This window comes from Christiangramia sp. 3-2217-3z, from assembly GCF_051195275.1.
Taxonomy (GTDB): domain Bacteria; phylum Bacteroidota; class Bacteroidia; order Flavobacteriales; family Flavobacteriaceae; genus Christiangramia; species Christiangramia marina.
In genome coordinates this window covers 211,290-228,824 of sequence record NZ_JBNJLI010000001.1, presented here as the reverse complement: position 1 = coordinate 228,824, position 17,535 = coordinate 211,290, and the positions used below count along the sequence as shown (strand labels likewise).

The 17,535-nt window shown below is 39.3% G+C and carries 19 protein-coding genes; 11 read left to right on the top strand and 8 right to left on the bottom strand.

Translation table 11 applies throughout. From position 1 onward, the window contains the following. The 4 genes from trpB to ACSHZO_RS01100 all read left to right on the top strand — a co-directional run bounded on the left by trpB (position 1) and on the right by ACSHZO_RS01100 (position 2,306). Positions 1–1,182 (top strand): tryptophan synthase subunit beta, encoded by a 1,182-nt coding sequence (gene trpB / locus ACSHZO_RS01115; protein ID WP_298246284.1) that lies wholly within the window; start codon positions 1–3, stop codon positions 1,180–1,182. A 3-nt stretch (positions 1,183–1,185) separates the two neighbouring features. Next, the gene (gene trpA, locus ACSHZO_RS01110; protein ID WP_298246283.1) at positions 1,186–1,950 is read left to right on the top strand and encodes a tryptophan synthase subunit alpha; all 765 of its coding nucleotides are present in this window, start codon (positions 1,186–1,188) and stop codon (positions 1,948–1,950) included. Positions 1,951–2,027: 77 nt separating this feature from the next. Continuing rightward, a complete protein-coding gene (locus ACSHZO_RS01105; RefSeq protein WP_295178889.1) occupies positions 2,028–2,171 on the top strand; it encodes a hypothetical protein in 144 nt (47 codons plus the stop codon). Further along, entirely contained in the window at positions 2,172–2,306 is a 135-nt protein-coding gene (locus ACSHZO_RS01100) for a 30S ribosomal protein THX (protein ID WP_141876970.1), read from the top strand. A gap of 1 nt (position 2,307) precedes the next feature. On the opposite strand, the gene ACSHZO_RS01095 is transcribed toward ACSHZO_RS01100, so the two are convergent. The 4 genes from ACSHZO_RS01095 to ACSHZO_RS01080 all read right to left on the bottom strand — a co-directional run bounded on the left by ACSHZO_RS01095 (position 2,308) and on the right by ACSHZO_RS01080 (position 5,502). Next, entirely contained in the window at positions 2,308–2,973 is a 666-nt protein-coding gene (locus ACSHZO_RS01095; protein WP_298246640.1) for a uracil-DNA glycosylase family protein, read from the bottom strand. Between the two features lie 4 nt (positions 2,974–2,977). Beyond that, positions 2,978–3,739: a peroxide stress protein YaaA gene (gene yaaA / locus ACSHZO_RS01090; protein WP_298246282.1), complete on the bottom strand. Its 762-nt coding sequence runs from the start codon at positions 3,737–3,739 to the stop codon at positions 2,978–2,980. Between the two features lie 91 nt (positions 3,740–3,830). Next, complete coding sequence (locus ACSHZO_RS01085) at positions 3,831–4,889, bottom strand: RluA family pseudouridine synthase (RefSeq protein WP_298246281.1); 1,059 nt, start codon at positions 4,887–4,889, stop codon at positions 3,831–3,833. Next, complete coding sequence (locus tag ACSHZO_RS01080; protein ID WP_295178882.1) at positions 4,879–5,502, bottom strand: PASTA domain-containing protein; 624 nt, start codon at positions 5,500–5,502, stop codon at positions 4,879–4,881. Before ACSHZO_RS01080 ends, ACSHZO_RS01085 begins: the two co-directional genes overlap by 11 nt. Before the next feature lie 101 nt (positions 5,503–5,603). Here ACSHZO_RS01080 and ACSHZO_RS01075 point away from each other — a divergent pair, with 101 nt between their 5' ends. Then, positions 5,604–6,581, top strand: coding sequence for a D-alanine--D-alanine ligase (locus tag ACSHZO_RS01075; RefSeq protein ID WP_298246280.1), 978 nt, complete (start codon positions 5,604–5,606; stop codon positions 6,579–6,581). 17 nt (positions 6,582–6,598) lie between these two features. Continuing rightward, the gene (gene coaD, locus ACSHZO_RS01070; protein WP_298246279.1) at positions 6,599–7,060 is read left to right on the top strand and encodes a pantetheine-phosphate adenylyltransferase; all 462 of its coding nucleotides are present in this window, start codon (positions 6,599–6,601) and stop codon (positions 7,058–7,060) included. On the opposite strand, the gene ACSHZO_RS01065 is transcribed toward coaD, so the two are convergent. Both ACSHZO_RS01065 and ACSHZO_RS01060 read right to left on the bottom strand, forming a co-directional pair. Continuing rightward, positions 7,057–9,348, bottom strand: a complete 2,292-nt coding sequence (locus ACSHZO_RS01065) for a TonB-dependent receptor domain-containing protein (RefSeq protein WP_298246278.1) — start codon at positions 9,346–9,348, stop codon at positions 7,057–7,059. The two genes, coaD and ACSHZO_RS01065, sit on opposite strands and share 4 nt — an antisense overlap. A 9-nt stretch (positions 9,349–9,357) precedes the next feature. Beyond that, a complete protein-coding gene (locus ACSHZO_RS01060; protein WP_435066423.1) occupies positions 9,358–10,650 on the bottom strand; it encodes a PQQ-dependent sugar dehydrogenase in 1,293 nt (430 codons plus the stop codon). A 164-nt stretch (positions 10,651–10,814) separates the two neighbouring features. Here ACSHZO_RS01060 and ACSHZO_RS01055 point away from each other — a divergent pair, with 164 nt between their 5' ends. Continuing rightward, a complete protein-coding gene (locus tag ACSHZO_RS01055) occupies positions 10,815–12,566 on the top strand; it encodes a M14 family metallopeptidase (RefSeq protein WP_298246277.1) in 1,752 nt (583 codons plus the stop codon). Here ACSHZO_RS01055 and ACSHZO_RS01050 read toward each other — a convergent pair. After that, complete coding sequence (locus ACSHZO_RS01050; protein WP_295178872.1) at positions 12,534–13,157, bottom strand: NUDIX hydrolase; 624 nt, start codon at positions 13,155–13,157, stop codon at positions 12,534–12,536. The two genes, ACSHZO_RS01055 and ACSHZO_RS01050, sit on opposite strands and share 33 nt — an antisense overlap. Positions 13,158–13,165: 8 nt before the next feature. Here ACSHZO_RS01050 and pyrE point away from each other — a divergent pair, with 8 nt between their 5' ends. Together pyrE and ACSHZO_RS01040 are read left to right on the top strand one after the other, a co-directional pair. Then, positions 13,166–13,807, top strand: a complete 642-nt coding sequence (gene pyrE / locus ACSHZO_RS01045; RefSeq protein WP_295178870.1) for an orotate phosphoribosyltransferase — start codon at positions 13,166–13,168, stop codon at positions 13,805–13,807. Between the two features lies 1 nt (position 13,808). Then, the gene (locus ACSHZO_RS01040; protein ID WP_298246276.1) at positions 13,809–14,201 is read left to right on the top strand and encodes an SRPBCC family protein; all 393 of its coding nucleotides are present in this window, start codon (positions 13,809–13,811) and stop codon (positions 14,199–14,201) included. 33 nt (positions 14,202–14,234) lie between these two features. Here the strand turns inward: ACSHZO_RS01040 and ACSHZO_RS01035 are convergent, their stop codons facing one another. Next, the gene (locus ACSHZO_RS01035; protein WP_298246275.1) at positions 14,235–14,963 is read right to left on the bottom strand and encodes a biotin--[acetyl-CoA-carboxylase] ligase; all 729 of its coding nucleotides are present in this window, start codon (positions 14,961–14,963) and stop codon (positions 14,235–14,237) included. Positions 14,964–15,055: 92 nt separating this feature from the next. Here ACSHZO_RS01035 and rsfS point away from each other — a divergent pair, with 92 nt between their 5' ends. Continuing rightward, complete coding sequence (gene rsfS / locus ACSHZO_RS01030; RefSeq protein WP_141876957.1) at positions 15,056–15,427, top strand: ribosome silencing factor; 372 nt, start codon at positions 15,056–15,058, stop codon at positions 15,425–15,427. Between the two features lie 22 nt (positions 15,428–15,449). Continuing rightward, positions 15,450–17,507, top strand: a complete 2,058-nt coding sequence (gene ftsH / locus ACSHZO_RS01025; protein WP_298246274.1) for an ATP-dependent zinc metalloprotease FtsH — start codon at positions 15,450–15,452, stop codon at positions 17,505–17,507. Positions 17,508–17,535 lie beyond the last annotated feature (28 nt).

The window sequence follows — 17,535 nt, the reverse complement described above, 5'->3', positions numbered from 1 at the left end:
ATGAGCTATCAGGTAGATGAAAAAGGATATTACGGGGATTTTGGTGGAGCTTATATTCCTGAAATGCTGTATCCTAACGTAGAAGAACTGCGTTCAAGGTATATCGAGATCATGCAGGAAGATTCATTCCAGGAAGAGTTTCATGATCTATTGAGAGAATATGTAGGCAGACCTACCCCTTTATATTATGCAAAACGCTTTAGTGAGCATTATGGAACCAAGGTATATTTAAAGCGTGAGGATCTTTGCCATACTGGTGCACATAAGGTGAACAACACAGTCGGGCAGATCCTGATGGCGCAAAAACTTGGAAAAAGGAGGATCATTGCTGAAACCGGCGCTGGACAACATGGCGTTGCGACGGCAACAGTCTGCGCTTTGATGGGAATGGAATGCATTGTTTATATGGGCGAGGTGGATATTGAAAGGCAATCACCAAACGTTGCCAGAATGAAAATGCTGGGAGCTAAAGTAGTTCCTGCAAAATCTGGAAGCCGTACCTTAAAGGATGCTACTAACGAAGCAATTCGTGACTGGATTAATAATCCTGTAGATACTCACTATATCATTGGTTCTGTAGTTGGACCACATCCTTATCCAGACATGGTGGCAAGATTTCAGAGTGTTATTTCTGAAGAGATCAAGTACCAGCTAATGGAAAAGGAGAATACAGAAGATCCTGACTATGTGATCGCTTGTGTTGGTGGTGGTAGCAACGCTGCCGGAGCTTATTACCATTATCTCGATAATCCAAAAGTTGGGATCATCGCCGTGGAAGCAGCTGGAAAAGGTATTGATACCGGTGAAAGTGCTGCAACCTCAGCATTGGGAAAACCCGGAATTATTCATGGTAGTAAAACACTTTTAATGCAAACCGGCGACGGACAGATCACTGAACCTTATAGTATTTCAGCTGGCCTGGATTACCCGGGAGTTGGTCCAATGCATGCTAATCTTTTTACCAGTAAAAGAGGAGAATTTATTAGCATTACAGATGAAGCAGCTATGAAGGCTGGTTTAGAACTAGCTAAACTGGAAGGAATTATTCCCGCTATAGAAACTTCCCATGCCCTGGCAGTTTTTGAAAACCGGAAATTTAAAAAGGATGATATCGTGGTGGTCAATCTATCAGGTAGAGGCGACAAGGATTTGAACACATATATTGAATATTTCAATTTATAGAAAATGAATAGAATTCAGGAGAAATTAAAAGAAGACAGAAAACTTCTTTCCATATATTTTAGTGCAGGATTTCCAAACCTTGATGATACTGAACAGATCATTGTGGATCTTGAAAAAAGCGGTGTTGACTTTATTGAGATCGGACTTCCCTTTAGCGATCCACTGGCAGATGGGCCTACTATTCAGGAAAGTTCGACCAAAGCTCTGCGAAATGGGATGACCACTCAAAAGCTTTTCGATCAACTCAAAGATATCCGGCCTAAAGTGGAGATTCCGCTGATCATCATGGGTTATTTTAATCCCATGCTACAATACGGAGTGGAGGACTTTTGTAAAAAGTGTGCTGAAACTGGTATCGACGGACTCATAATCCCAGATCTACCAGTAGATGTTTACCATGAAGAATACCAGAAGCTTTTTGAAAAATACGGATTGATCAATATTTTCCTAATCACTCCTCAAACTTCAGAAGAAAGAATCAGGTTTATAGATTCCATTTCCAACGGATTTATATATATGGTAAGTAGCGCCAGTGTCACCGGATCTACTTCAGGTTTCGGAAGTGAAACTACTGATTACTTCCGCAGAATTCATGAAATGGATTTGAAGAACCCTCAAATTGTAGGTTTTGGAATAAAGGACCAGGAGACTTTCAAAGCAGCTACACAATTTGCCAAAGGTGCGATCATAGGTAGTGCTTTTATAAAACATCTTGATAGCGAAGGAACCTCAGAAATTTCAAATTTTATCGAACCTATCAAGCTTTAACCTAATTGTAACAGCCTCTTGGCAGCTTTTTAAACTACTTGTCCTTATCTTAGAGTAAATCATAAAAATTACTAGTTATGGGAGGACCAATTGAAGATAACAAGAGAGAAAGAACGAAAGAGCAGAAAAATCCAACGAATCCAACCGGAAATCGCAATGAAAAGACGAATAAGGTGGATATCGATGAAAAGACCATTAAAGATCAGCAAAACAAAAAATAAATGGGTAGAGGTGATAAGAAAACTAAAAGAGGTAAGATCGCGATTGGAACCAGCGGGAAGCTAAGACCAAAACGTCGTAAATTTAAGATCAAACCTACCACACTGGCTAACCAAGATAAAAAAGAATTGCAATGATCTAGAAAAATTCTTTATACTGAAGAACCCTGAAATCAAGAGTATTGAATTCAGGGTTTTTCTTTTTCATTTCTTTATAAAGTTCAGAACTGCCAATTGAAATATTCGCAGCGCCAGACGGTGCTATAAGCGAAACAGTCTTGATTGATCGTCCATCCAAAATAAACTGATGAACTCTGGGTGATTTATTTGATACGATCTTTAGCTCGACCTCTGCCGACTGTTCTTTGAGATATTTTCTGAAGAAATATTCTGGTCCGTTTTTAGAATTACCTCCGGTGAAAAGAAGCGTATCAATTTTTGGATACTTCCGAAGAATTTGCAGCATATCGCGTAGTTCAACTTTTTGCATTCCCAGATCACTTGCATCGATCTTTTCGCGCCGGCTACTTTCGACTATATCGCAGATCCCAATGTTTCTACTTTTCAAAAAATCCTGTCGTTGTTGTATCGCTTCTGAAGTATTCTCATATTTCAGGTTCAACTGAAATATACGATCTAAAACTGGCCACAATAAACCATCCCTGCTTCCGTAGCAAAAATCGACATCATCTGGCTTCAATTCTCTGTGGGTAAATCGTGGAGGCGGCAACGTACCAACAATTAGTTTTATGGCGTTTTCAGGAATGAATGGCGGAAATGGATGGGTATGATGAAAAAGCTCCAGAATATTATCTTATAAAGGTTGGCTGATCTTCTTTCTCCGTATGTTCTTCACTAAATCGATAATCATCGTAATCAAATCCTTTAATATCTTCCAGAGTCTCACAATTCTTGTCAATGATATATCTTACCATAGAACCCCTGGCCTTCTTCGCATAAAAACTAATGATTTTAAGCTTCCCGTTTTTGTAATCTTTGAAAACTGGTGAAATAACCGGAACTTTTAATTGTTTCGTATCGACAGCCTTGAAATATTCATTACTGGCAAGATTCAGAAACAACTCATCTTCTTTCAACTCATCATTGAGAAACTTGGTGATCTTTTCTTTCCAGACTTCATAAAGATTAACATTTCTTTCGATTCCAATAGAAGTACCCATTTCCAGCCTGTACGGCTGCATTAGATCCAATGGTCTTAGAATCCCATACATTCCGGAAAGTATTCTTAGGGTATCCTGAAGTTTATCAAGTTTATCTGTAGGAATTGTATAAGCATCCAAACCGGTATATACATCCCCATCGAACGCATACATCGCCGGTCTTGAATTCTTCTTGGTGTGATCTTCTTCGAATTCCTGGTACCTCGTATAATTCAAGTCAGCCAGTTTATCGCTGATACTCATTAATTCTGAAAGATCTGACTTGGTCTGGCGAGACAGCTTTCTATTGAGTTTAGCGGTGGTTTCCAGAAATTGTGGCTGTGTACCACGATTGCTGGGTAGTTTTGAATCGTAATCCAGACTTTTGGCTGGGGAAACAACAATTTTCATTTTCCTGTTTTTCCCAAATATAAGCCGAATCACTAAAATTCCTGAACCCTAATAAAATTAGTTATCGATAGATCAATAGACAGCTTTTATCCTAAAGATTCTCAAGCTGACTTTTTGCATAAGATCTCCACTTATCCACACAATTTTGAATATCCTCAGGTATTTCAGTATTAAAGCTCATCCATTTTCCTGTTTTTGGATGTGTAAAGCCTAAAGTTTTTGCATGCAGGGCCTGCCTAGGAAGTATTTTGAAACAATTATCTACAAATTGTTTGTACTTGGTAAATGTAGTACCCTTAAGGATCCTGTCTCCTCCATAGCGCTCATCGTTAAAAAGCGTATGTCCAATATATTTCATATGAACTCGTATCTGGTGAGTTCTACCAGTTTCCAGTTTACATGACACCAAGGTTACATACCCAAGTCTTTCAATCACTTTAAAATGCGTCACCGCTGGTTTCCCTTCATCTGCAAGGTCTCCTTCGTAAACTAAGTTCTGTAATCTATTCTTTGGGTTTCTTCCAATATTTCCCTCTATAGTTCCCTCATCTTCCTCTACGTTTCCCCAGACGATCGCTACATATTCTCTTTCGCTGGTCTTATCAAAAAATTGCTTTGATAGATGCGCCATCGCTTCTTCGGTCTTCGCGATCACCAGTAGTCCGCTTGTGTCCTTATCGATCCTGTGAACCAATCCTGGTCGATCACTACTATTATTCGGTAAATTATCAAAGTGATGTACTAGTGCGTTGATAAGAGTCCCACTATAGTTTCCATGACCGGGATGTACTACCATTCCGGGAGGTTTATTAACTACCAGTAGCGTATCATCTTCATATTCAATATCAAGCGGAATATTTTCAGGCACCAGCAAGAACTCGTAAGGAGGATGCTCGAACATCACCTGAACGGTGTCTCCAGCTTTTACCTTAAAATTTTGCTTTACAGTTTCACCATTTACATAAATGTTTCCACTCTTAGCCGACTTCTGAATTTTATTCCTGGTCGCATTCTCGATGAAATTCATCAGGAATTTATCTACTCTTAGTGGTTTTTGACCGGAATCTGCTACGAACTTATGATGTTCATAAAGACTTTCATTCTGGTCGTTATCTTCAATTTCGTCGTTCTGGTCTATATTAGAATTCATCTACTTCGCTTTCAGTTTCCTGTTGAACATCCAGACTATCGTCTTCAAGTTCTCTATATCTTCCACTACCATCGCCCAACACAAGGTCTAATACAGAAGTTTTCATTAATTTCTCACCAGCTTCCACCAGCTTACCTTTATGTCTAATTTCCAGCACAGCATCTTCAGCAATGTCTGGCTTGTAGCTAACATCGCCAATCTCAAAACCTAAAGATCTCAAGGTTGGTTCTACCTGTCTGCGAGTTTTCCTAATCAAATTCTCCGGAATTTCAACTTTACGATATCCGGAAGGATTCAGGGTCAAGTAGATCTTACGGTCTTCCTTTACAAATTTACCTGGTGCTGGTGCCTGTTCTATTACTGAATATCTCGGGAAATCCGGATTGAAATTTGCAGAATCGAGGATTTCGAAATCAAGATTTAGTTCATCCAGGCGATCCTCTACTATATCCAGATTCATCTTGGCGAGGTCGGGAACTTCGATTCGCTGATCCTGATTAGTGGAGTAATCCAGCCATTGCATAGCCAGAAAAGCAAGTACAACCAATACAATACCGGCAAGCACCAATTGAATTAAAAAGGTCTTGCTGAAAATAAATCGAAAAAATCCCATAGTTTCATGATAATGGACAAAGATATAAAACCCTTTGGTTTTGGTGACTGCCCTATTAAGTGATATTTTTGTTTAACGACTTCAAACCGGAAATATTGAATATGAAGAAAACTATCGCCATCGCTATGGGCGGTTATTCCAGTGAATACCGCATTTCGATAAACAGTGGTAATATCGTTTATAAAAATCTTGATCGTGACCTTTACGTGCCATACCGCGTTCATATCCTGCAAAGCGAATGGTTCGTGGTTACAGAAGATGACACCCCTTATCCTATCAATAAAAGCAACTTTACAGTAACTATAGATGATAAGGTTATTAGCTTTGACTGCGTTTTTAACACAATTCATGGTACACCGGGAGAAAACGGACTACTTCAGGCATATTTAGAGCTTATTGGAGTACCGCAAACAAGTTGTGACTACTACCAGTCGGCATTGACCTTCAACAAACGGGATCTTATTTCGGTTTTAAGACCTTACGGAGTCAAAACTGCTACAAACTATTTTCTGAATAAAGGTGAGGATATCGACACAAAGGCTATCGTGGATCGCGTTGGTCTTCCATGTTTCGTGAAGGCAAATCGTGCGGGAAGTAGTTTTGGGGTAACTAAAGTTAAGACCGAAGAAGAAATAGTTTCTGCGGCAAAAACTGCTTTTACTGAAGATGATGAAGCGATCATTGAATCATTTCTGGATGGAACTGAAGTCTCTGTTGGGGTGATTATGTACAAAGGTGAAATTGTTGCTTTGCCGGTTACTGAAATCGTTCCTGATGGGGAGTTTTTCGATTATGAAGCTAAATACCTCGGAAAATCCCAGGAAATCACACCAGCCAGAATTTCTGAAGAAGATACTTTGAAAGTACAGGAGATCGCTAAAATGATTTACCGTAAACTGAAAATGAAAGGTTTTTCAAGATCAGAATTTATCTTTCATGATGGTGAACCACATTTTATAGAAATGAATACCAATCCTGGAATTAGTCAGGCGAGTATTTTACCTCAACAAGCCGAAAAAGCAGGAATCACATTAAAAGACCTATTTGGTAGTGCCGTGGAAGCAGCACTGAATCAATAGGAATTAAATCGCGAATTATGAAAATAGCAGTTTTCCCAGGTAGTTTTGACCCGCTAACCTTAGGTCATACAGATATTATCGATAGAGCTTTGCCTCTTTTTGACAAGATCATTCTGGCTATAGGCACTAATTCCAGTAAAAAATATATGTTCAGCCTGGAAGAAAGATTGCATTTTCTAAAAGAAACTTATAAAGACGAACCTAAAGTACTTGTAGAAACTTACAGCGGACTTACCGTAGACTATTGCAAATCCAAAAACTCAGAATTCATTTTAAGAGGTTTGCGTAATGCCCAGGATCTTGAATTTGAGAAAGCGATTGGACAAACTAATTACAAAATGTCTGGTATCGAAACCATTTTTCTAATATCCAGTTCTGGCCTCGCTCATATTTCTTCCACCGTGGTAAGAGATGTGATGCGTCACGGTGGAAGTTATGAATTCATGGTTCCTGAAGTCGTAAAAACCCAGTCTTCTTAAAGGCTTAATTTCAAATTTAGACCCGCGTAATAATTTCTTGGCATTCCCGGGTAATAATAACGTGGTGCAGAACCTCCAAAACCTACCGCGTTAGTTACAATACTTGAAGCATAAAGCTCATCTGTGATATTATTGATTCCAAAGCTCGCACCTGCCTGCAAGTAACTGGTTAGTTTTGTATTGTAATTCATTCTGAAATTCAGCAATTCGTAAGCTTCAGTATATCCGGAATTTGAATCATCCAACGCCATTTCTCCAAACATCTGGTAATTTATATTTGCTGAAAAGTCCTTATAATAGAATCCAATAGTTGGTGTCACCATATATTCCGGAACACCTGGTAATTGGTTTCCAGAATAATTTTCACCAAGATCCACGAATTTATCAAACGTATAATCGGTAAGATTTGCATTCAGCATAAAGTTCAATGAGAGATCATTCGAAATTAGCTTTTGGTAGACTGAAGTAAATTCCAGCCCATAATGATCAGACTTTCCTGCATTGACTCCCACATATCGATCCTGGTCGATCCTTCTGGCTACCAGAAGATCCCGAATCTGTATAGAATAAGCGTTCACTTCAGTATATAACCTGTTTTCAAGCCAGTTACCTTTAAAGCCTATTTCGTAGTTCCAGCCAGTTTCTGTTTGAAGATTGGTGTTGATATTTCCTTCCGGAGTTAAGGTTTGCGCTACCGTAGGAGTAGAAAACCCATGACTTGCTGAAGCATAGAAGTGCTTTCCACCAAAAGCTTCATAGCTTAATCCCAGTCTAGGAGAAAGTACTGCATCAAAACTATAATCCCCGGACTGATCTTCTGAATCCTGATTAAAATTATCCTGCAGATCGTAGGAAGTAGTATTAAAATTCATTCCAAGATCGGCAGTCAATTTTGAGCTTAATTCCAGCTGAACCTGACCAAAGAAATTGATATAATTTCGATCCTGTTCATTATTGCTTAGACTGTTTCCCTGAACACTGCCTTGATTCTCAAAATCCTGATACAAATTCTGAAAAGTTTGAACTTCATAGAACTCCAGCATCCCTTCAGCTCCAAAACTGACTTTCGCAGGCATACTGGCGATTGCAGTTTCGTGATTAAAATTGGTTCGCAGACCTATAGAATTCCTGTCTTCATCAAGAATATCAAATGGTCGTGGTTCGTATCCATCACGAGAATTCAGAAAAACGGTGGTTTGATTTTTCCAGTTTTCAGAAAAGTTATGAGTATATGCTAAACCAAGAATATTCTTATCATAAGATTCATAACCTTCAGCACTTGCCCATGTAAAAGCAGCCTTTGTGGGTGAGTTCAGGAAATCATCCAGATTCAGAGAACTGGGAATATAGGCTTTTAGATTGGTATAATTATAGAAAAGATCCCAGCGATTTCCGTTTTTATTTAGCAAACCAGCTGTTACCACGAATGAATTTCGATCGTAAGCACCGTTATCACGATACCCATCGCTATCCAGTTTATTATAATTGATCGCAATATCAAGACTATCTTCTACATAGCTCACATTCACACCCGTTTTCATGGTATTAAAACTTCCGTAGCTAAAACTCGTCTCTACAGAGCGTTGATCCTGCCTGTTTCGCTGAGTATAAAGATGGATGGCACCTCCTAATCCAGCTCCAAAAATTGATGAAACCGGACCTTTATAGATCTCGATCCGGTCAAGGTATGAATTGTCAAAATCATCCAGCGTTAGCTCGCCCTCCGCAGTTGTGAGCGGGATTCCATTGATATAAGCCTTGATGCGGTTGGTACTATATTGAGCACGAGCACCAATTCCTCTAATATCGATCTTATTGGTATTCAGCGCACCCAGGCTAACAAAAACACCGGGCACATAATTGAGAATTTGCACCAGATTAAAATCATCAACTCTCTTAAGATCTTCTGCTGAAAGCACACTCACCGCAGCTGATTCCTTCAATAATTTCTGCGGAATATTGGAACTACGTAAAACAACTTCAGACAGCACATCAATATCTCGCTGTAGTTTGATAATTTTTCCTTCTTCTGAAGCATCAAAAATTTCAGTAGAGGTCTTATAGCCTATAAATGAGAACTTCAGCTTCAACGGAAAACTGATTCCGTCAAAACTGAAATATCCATTAGTATCTGTTACCTGGATTTTACCTGATCTTAAGGCAGTTACCGTTACGTCATTCAGAAATTCTCCAGATTCGGAGTCCTTCACTTTCGCGCTAAAATTCTGAGAATTTACTATAGCAGAGGTGAATAGCAAGAAAGTAAGGACTAAATGTAGTTTCTTCAAATTTTCTAATTATTCTGCGGAGACTCTCCAAATTGTATTTCCGTCGTCATCATTCACAAGCAGCGATCCATCAGGAAGCGTTGTTACACCAACTGGCCTACCATAAACCTGGCTAGAATCGTCGCTGGCAATAAAACCAGTAAGGAAATCCTCCGGTTCCTGCGGTATTCCGTTCTCATCGAATGGAATAAATACCACTTTATATCCTGCAAAATTCGATCTGTTCCATGATCCATGCTGCCCTACAAACGCTCCATTATGATACTTCTCTGGAAATGCTTCTTGAGTATAAAAAGTCAATCCAAGTGATGCAGTATGAGCACCCACTGGCACATCTGGAATAATAGCCTTTTCTACCAATTCATCATGTGGATCATTGGCCCATCTTGGATCTTTGATATCACCATAGTAAGAATATGGCCATCCATACCAACCACCATCCTTCACACTGGTCACATAATCTGGCACCAGGTTATCACCAATTTTATCTCTTTCATTTACCGCTGCCCAAAGTTCACCAGTAATTGGATTCCAATCCACACCAACTGGATTTCTTAAACCAGAAGCATAAATTCTTTCACCACTTCCATCAGGATTGATCTCGATTATATTGGCTCTACGTTCTTCTTTCTCCATCCCGTGTTCACCAACATTACTGGAACTACCTACAGTGATGTATATCTTCTTATTATCAGGACCGGCGATCATATTTCTAGTCCAGTGGTGGTTATAACCTCCCGCAGGAAGCGCGTAAACATCTTCCCCTTTATGGTCAATAGCATTCTGTCCTTCCTTATATGGAAAACGAACCACGCCGTCTACATTGGCTACGTAAAACCAATCTCCCATCACCAGCATTCCATATGGTTGATTCAGATTTTTAAGAAAACTGTATTTTTCATCGGGAACTCCATCCTGATCCTTATCACGAAACATCGTAATCTTATTCGCACTTTTCTTGGCATCATCAGACTCTACCACGAAAATATCATGATTTGGCGCGACATAAGTTCGTCTTGGATGTTCAAGGCCTTCGGCAAATTTTGTTACCTTAAAACCAGCCGGTGCCTTAGGCATCTCTCCTTTCGGCCATTCAACTAGCTTGCTTTTCTTACTTACGGATTCAGTTGAAAACGGTGCTGGTAGTTTTAGTTCCCCAACGGTCGTTTTAACGATATCTGGTCCAGATTGAGCTAATTCATTCTTTTTCTGCTCACTTAAATTCTCGATAGCCTGACCGGTCATATTTACCGAAAATAGGACGGTTCCAGCCAAACACAGATTTCTTATATTCTTTCTCATCTTTCTGTTTTCAACAAAAATAACCTGTTTTAAATGGCTGCAGGAAACTGGCGAAGGGATTAGTTTTAATTTAACATCGACCAGCAAGCTTCTAGAAATGCTCTCATTTTTAGCAAGAGTGTCAGTTTTTGAGTAAGTTTACGCTTCCATTTTTAGAAATATTTATGAAAAAATTGTGGTTGATATTGGGGCTGGCAATCGGCTTTAGTTCTTGCGACTTTTCGAAATACAAACTGGTTAAGGATTACGATTTCGAAACGCGTTTCGAAAAATCTGGTGGTAAGGAAACTGGCACCTACGAGGAAGTTATTAGCTATTATGAAAAACTTGCTGAAGCATATCCTTCCGTAGACCTTATTGAATTTGGAAGCACAGATAGCGGCTATCCTTTGCACCTGGCAATTTACAATGCCGATGGCGAATTTGACCTGGACAAAATACGTAAGTCGCACAGTTTCATCCTCATCAACAATGGGATTCATCCTGGAGAAAGTGACGGAATCGATGCGACCATGATGCTTTTTCGAGATATGGCTGGAGATTCCATTAACTCACCAAAGAATACGATCGTTGCCACCATTCCTATTTACAATGTTGGCGGAGCACTAAATCGTAACTCCGGCACAAGAACCAATCAAAATGGCCCAAAGGAATACGGTTTCCGCGGAAATGCGCGTAATTATGATCTTAACCGGGATTTTATAAAAGCCGATACCAAAAATGCTCAAACCTTCTACGAGATTTTTCATTACATAGACCCGGAAGTATTTATCGATAATCACGTAAGTAATGGCGCAGATTACCAGTATACACTTACACACCTTTTCACTCAGCATGACAAACTTGGAGGGAATCTTGGTAAATATTTAAATGAAACCATGATGCCCGCTCTGGAAGACTCCTTAAAGAACAAGAATTGGGATATCACGCCTTATGTAAATGTCTTCAATGATGTTCCTGAAGCAGGTTTTTCCCAGTTTATGGATTCACCAAGATACAGCACAGGTTACACCACTTTGTGGAATACCCTTGGAATGATGGTTGAGACACATATGCTTAAAAGATATGACAGGCGGGTATATGGAACCTACGAATTGATGCAGTCCATGATCAGGATCACGGACAAAGAATCATCCAGAATCAAGGATTTACGCAACCAGGCTAAAAGAAAGTATTTAACAGACAGGCATTATAACCTGAAATTTGAAGTTGACGAGGAAAACCCGAGCAAGAGAGATTTTAAAGGCTATGAAGCTGAAAAAATAGCCAGCGAAGTGACAGGTGGCGAACGCCTGAAGTACGACGATAATAAAAAATTTACTAAAGAGATAGAGTATTACGATAATTTCAAGGTTACTGAAGAAGTAGAGATCCCACGAGCTTATGTAATTCCCCAGGGTTGGTGGCAAGTTGTGGATCGATTGAAAATGAATAATATTAAGATGGAATCGTTCGATCGTGATACACTAATTCAGGTTGAAGTCTATAAGATTGAGGATTACGATACTTCAAAAAACCCATATGAAGGTCATTACCCACATCAGAATACAAAAGTGAGTAAATCCACGGAGGAAGTTCGTTTTAGAAAAGGTGACTTCCTGGTAACTACTTTTCAGGATGGAGCGCGGTATCTTCTGGAAACTCTGGAACCTACTGCGACAGATTCTTTCTTCAACTGGAATTTCTTTGATACCGTACTTCAGCAGAAAGAAGGCTTTTCTCCTTATGTTTTCGAAGATAAAGCGAAAGAATTGCTTGAAAACGATCCTGATCTTCAGAGGGAATTCGATCAAAAGAAAAGGGAAGACGCAGATTTCAGAAATAACTGGTATGCGCAACTGGATTGGTTGCATAAGCAATCTTCAAACTACGAAGAAGCACATTTACGCTATCCTATCTTTAGATTGCCCCGCTAAATAACGTTCAGGAAAAAGCATCAAGATATTTGCGTAGGATTTGGTGAGTGCCTTCTGGGTCTTCTCATAATTCTTCCATTTAGCTTTTTTAATCCCTTCTTTAGCTTCCGGAACTAATTCACCTTCATATTCAGTATACATTTCGTACCAGTAAGTTTCCTTCAGGCGAAGTTTGCCATTTCTTTTGAAAATATGAAAAGTTCTGGTGATAAAACGTTTGATCTCGAGTCCCTGAACACCGGTCTCCTCCTCTACCTCACGAATAGCGGAATCCTCAATACTTTCATCCTTTTCTGTTTTCCCCTTCGGAAGGTCCCAACGATGATTGCGATAGATAAATAGGATTTCTTCCTTTGAGTTGATCACCATACCACCGGCAGCAGTAACTACTTTCATTTTCTTCAGAAGAAGATCCAGCAATTTGGTTTCATCCTTATTATAAAGATTTACGTGGGTGAGTCTGCCATCGAGGATCTTCCGGACTATTTTTTTAAGACGAACTGTTTTTAATCGATAGTTCTTATAGTTTCCTCCAAAATCCTTTCTCGTAGAAATTATTATGGGGATATCATTCACAAAAACTTTATACATTTGTATCTATGATTTTGAATAAGGAAACAGCAAAAAAGACCGCTGAGCTTTTAATGCAAATTAAAGCAATAAAATTAGAACCGCAAGAGCCTTTTACATGGGCCAGCGGCTGGAAGTCGCCAATCTACTGCGATAACAGAATTATTCTTTCCTACCCTAGCATAAGAAACTATGTTAGAGAGCATTTCGCCAAGCAAATTGAATTGAAATACGGCAAAGCAGATGTTATTGCTGGAGTTGCGACCGGTGCTATAGGAATTGGAATGCTGGTAGCAGAATATTTGAGTCTTCCATTTGTCTATGTGCGGCCTGAACCAAAAAGCCATGGTAGAAAAAACCAGATCGAAGGAAACCTGGAGCAGGGACAAAGCGTTGTCGTTATCGAAGACCTTATAAGTACCGGTAAAAGCAGTCTGAATGCGGTTAACGCACTAAAAGAAGCTGGTGCCAATGTTAAAGGGATGTTCGCTATTTTCACCTATGGTTTTGATGCTTCCGAAGAAAATTTTAAAGCAGCAAAAATAGATCTACACACTTTGAGCGATTACGATCATTTGATAGACACTGCTCAGAACACTAATTATATAAACACTGAAGAAGCCGATATTCTTAGAACCTGGAGAAAAGATCCGGCAAACTGGAAACCATAATATGAAATTAGAAAGTCAAAAAGTACAAGCGAATAAAAGTCAGCAGGAAATGTTTAATTTCCTGACCAATGTTGAAAACTACGAGGAGATCATGCCTAAGAGCAAGGAAAAGTTCGTAGTTACTGCTGAAGATACCTTTATTTTTCAACTGAAAGGTATGCCAGAAATTAAACTGAAGATCACAGAAACAAAGGAACCGGAATTAGTGGTTCTTGGATCTACTTCAGATAAGTTTCCATTTAGCTTAAATACCCATATTGCTTCTGCTGGTGAAAACGGCAGTGAAGTGCATATGGATTTTGTAGGAAAATTTAATGCGATGATGGGAATGATGATCAAAGGCCCGCTGCAGAAGTTCATCAATTCTCTTACGGAGAATATTGGTAAGCTCTAAACTTTACAAAAGCCGGATTCAAATCCGGCTTTTTTAATACAGCAATTTGATCTCCTTAAGATCATAAGTTTGCAATAAATCTTCTTCCTGCTCTACTTTCAATTTTCCTTCGGAAGTAATCCCTCTTATAATGCCGTTAAATCTGGATCCATTAGTTTCAAACGTGGAAATGATATCCTTTCGGAATAAGTTCTGCTGATACTCATACATTAGCTCTTTTGTACTCATTTTACTTAATGCCTTCAATTGTAGATCAAGCGTTTCGCAAAGCTCGTGAAGCAGTTCATCAACATTCCAGTGCATACCGGTGACATTCTTTAGAGAAGTGGCCTGGGGCAGATTATTAAAGTTGGTTTGATTCACATTAATACCAATCCCAATGATACTTGCGACAATGCCTTCGGTCTTGACAATATTTTCGATAAGGATTCCTCCGAGCTTTTTTCTTTGTGACATAATGTCGTTAGGCCATTTAACCTTGAGATGAGGTATATTTTTAGCTCCAAGAACCTCTAAAATAGCCAGGGATATACAGATATTGAGATTGAAATATCGCGATATATTGAGTTCCCGTTGTGGGTAAAGTATACTAAAAGTGAGATTATGACCGGGTTGCACATCCCAGTTAGCACCTCTCTGCCCCCTGCCGTTTGTTTGATGAGCTGCACTCACACACACAGGTTCAAAATGACCTTTATTGTCATAGAACTTACGCACGAAAGTGTTGGTAGAGTCAATGGCATCAACTTTGATTATACGCATGATAGTTATAAGAGATATAGGCGTTAAATCTTCTGTAAGAATCTCTTCGAAAAGAGCAAAAAATGATAAATTTGCATAAATAAATCAAATTAATGTCAGAAAAGGAAAAAAACAGCGATCAACTTATTGCACATATTATTAAAGGGATTGAGGAAGTAAAGGGTAATGACATTGATATCCTTGATCTTAGAGAAATTGAAAACACAGTTTGTGACTACTTTATAATCTGTAACGGTACTTCAAACACACAGGTTAACGCCATAGTCAATTCCATACAAAAAACGGTTAGTAAAGAATTAAAGGATAAACCCTGGCACATCGAAGGTAGCGAGAATGCCGAATGGGTGCTAATGGACTACGTCAACGTTGTTGTACATGTTTTTCAGAAGCATATCCGGGAATTTTACGATATTGAAAGCCTTTGGGGAGACGCGAAGATCACTTCTATCCAAACAAGTTATTAAATTTAATTTTTAGCAAGACATAATGGCGAATCAAAAAGCGAAGAAAAAACTCGATCCCAGAAAACCTAAATTCAGTGCTTACTGGATTTACGCTGCGATCATTATAATATTTCTTGGTCTCAATTTGTTCGGGAACGGCGGCTTCTCTGAACCTGCAAAAACAAACCCAGCAGAATTTAAAGAATATCTTAAAAACGGTGATGTAGAGAGAGTTGAGATCATCAACCGTAATCAAGCGCATGTGTTTCTTACTCAGGAAGCAAAAGAGAAAGAAATACACAAGAAAAATATCGATCCAGACCTGTTTTCGAGCGGAGATTCTCCGGTTTACTCATTTCAATTTGGTGATCTTCAGAATTTTGAAGACGACATCGACGAGATCAAAAACGAGAACAATTTAACGACGGTAGTTACTTACGATACGAGCAGCGACATTCTGGGCGATCTTTTCCTTACCCTGCTTCCATTCATCTTGATTATTGGTGTATGGATATTTATCATGAGAAAGATGAGCGCCGGAGGTGGTGGCGGAGCTGGCGGACAGATCTTCAACATAGGAAAGTCCAAAGCAAAATTATTCGATCAGAACACAGACGTTAAAACTTCTTTTAAAGATGTTGCAGGTCTTGAAGGTGCCAAGGAAGAAGTACAGGAAATTGTAGATTTTCTTAAGCAACCAGAGAAATATACAGCATTAGGAGGTAAAATTCCAAAGGGAGCTTTACTAGTAGGACCTCCTGGAACAGGAAAGACTTTATTAGCAAAAGCCGTTGCTGGTGAAGCGAAAGTTCCTTTCTTCTCTTTATCTGGTTCAGATTTCGTAGAAATGTTCGTGGGTGTTGGTGCTTCCAGAGTACGTGACCTATTCAAACAGGCGAAAGAAAAGTCTCCATCTATCATATTTATAGATGAGATCGATGCTATAGGTAGAGCAAGAGGAAAAAGTAATTTCTCCGGTTCTAATGACGAAAGAGAGAACACCTTGAACCAGCTGTTAACTGAAATGGATGGTTTTGGAACGAATACAAATGTTATCGTCATCGCTGCAACCAACCGTGCAGATGTTCTTGATAAAGCCTTAATGCGTGCAGGGAGATTTGACAGACAGATCTATGTAGACCTTCCAGATTTAAATGAAAGAAAAGAAATATTCGAAGTTCATTTAGCTCCTTTAAAAAGAGTTGCAGATGAACTTGATACTGAATTTCTAGCGAAGCAAACCCCGGGATTCTCTGGAGCAGATATTGCGAATGTTTGTAACGAAGCGGCCTTGATCGCTGCTCGTAAAGGAAACAAAGCAGTAGGTAAACAGGATTTTCTGGATGCTGTTGATAGAATCGTAGGTGGTTTAGAGAAAAAGAATAAAATCATTACTCCTAGTGAGAAGAAAGCTATTGCATTCCACGAAGCTGGTCATGCTACAGTAAGCTGGATGTTAGAACATGCTGCCCCGCTGGTTAAAGTTACTATCGTCCCCCGTGGACAATCTCTTGGAGCTGCATGGTACTTACCGGAAGAACGCCTAATAGTTCGTCCAGAGCAAATGCTTGATGAAATGTGTGCCGCTCTTGGTGGTCGTGCCGCAGAGAAAGTTATTTTCAACAAGATATCTACTGGAGCACTCAGTGATCTTGAAAAAGTTACAAAACAAGCGAGAGCAATGGTAACCATTTACGGTTTAAATGCTGCTGTTGGAAATCTTACCTATTACGATAGTTCAGGACAGGGTGAATACAACTTTACAAAGCCCTATAGTGAGAAAACTTCCGAATTAATTGATAAGGAAATTTCAAATCTTATTGAAGAACAATATAAACGTGCAATTGATCTTTTGGAACTGCACAAGGATAAGCTTTCTCAACTGGCCGATATTCTTCTTGACAAGGAAGTGATCTTTAAGGATGACCTTGAAAAGATCTTCGGAAAAAGACCTTACGAAAGAGAAGAGCCAATTGGAAAACCGGTTAAAGAAACCAACACACTTCCAGAGGGGAACGATGTTTCAAACGAAACTATTAGCTCCAATGATTCAGCTGCAAAACCGAATGATCAACTCGATCCCGATTCGGTTAATAAGTAGTGTAGAACTATAGCTAAAAAATCTGAAA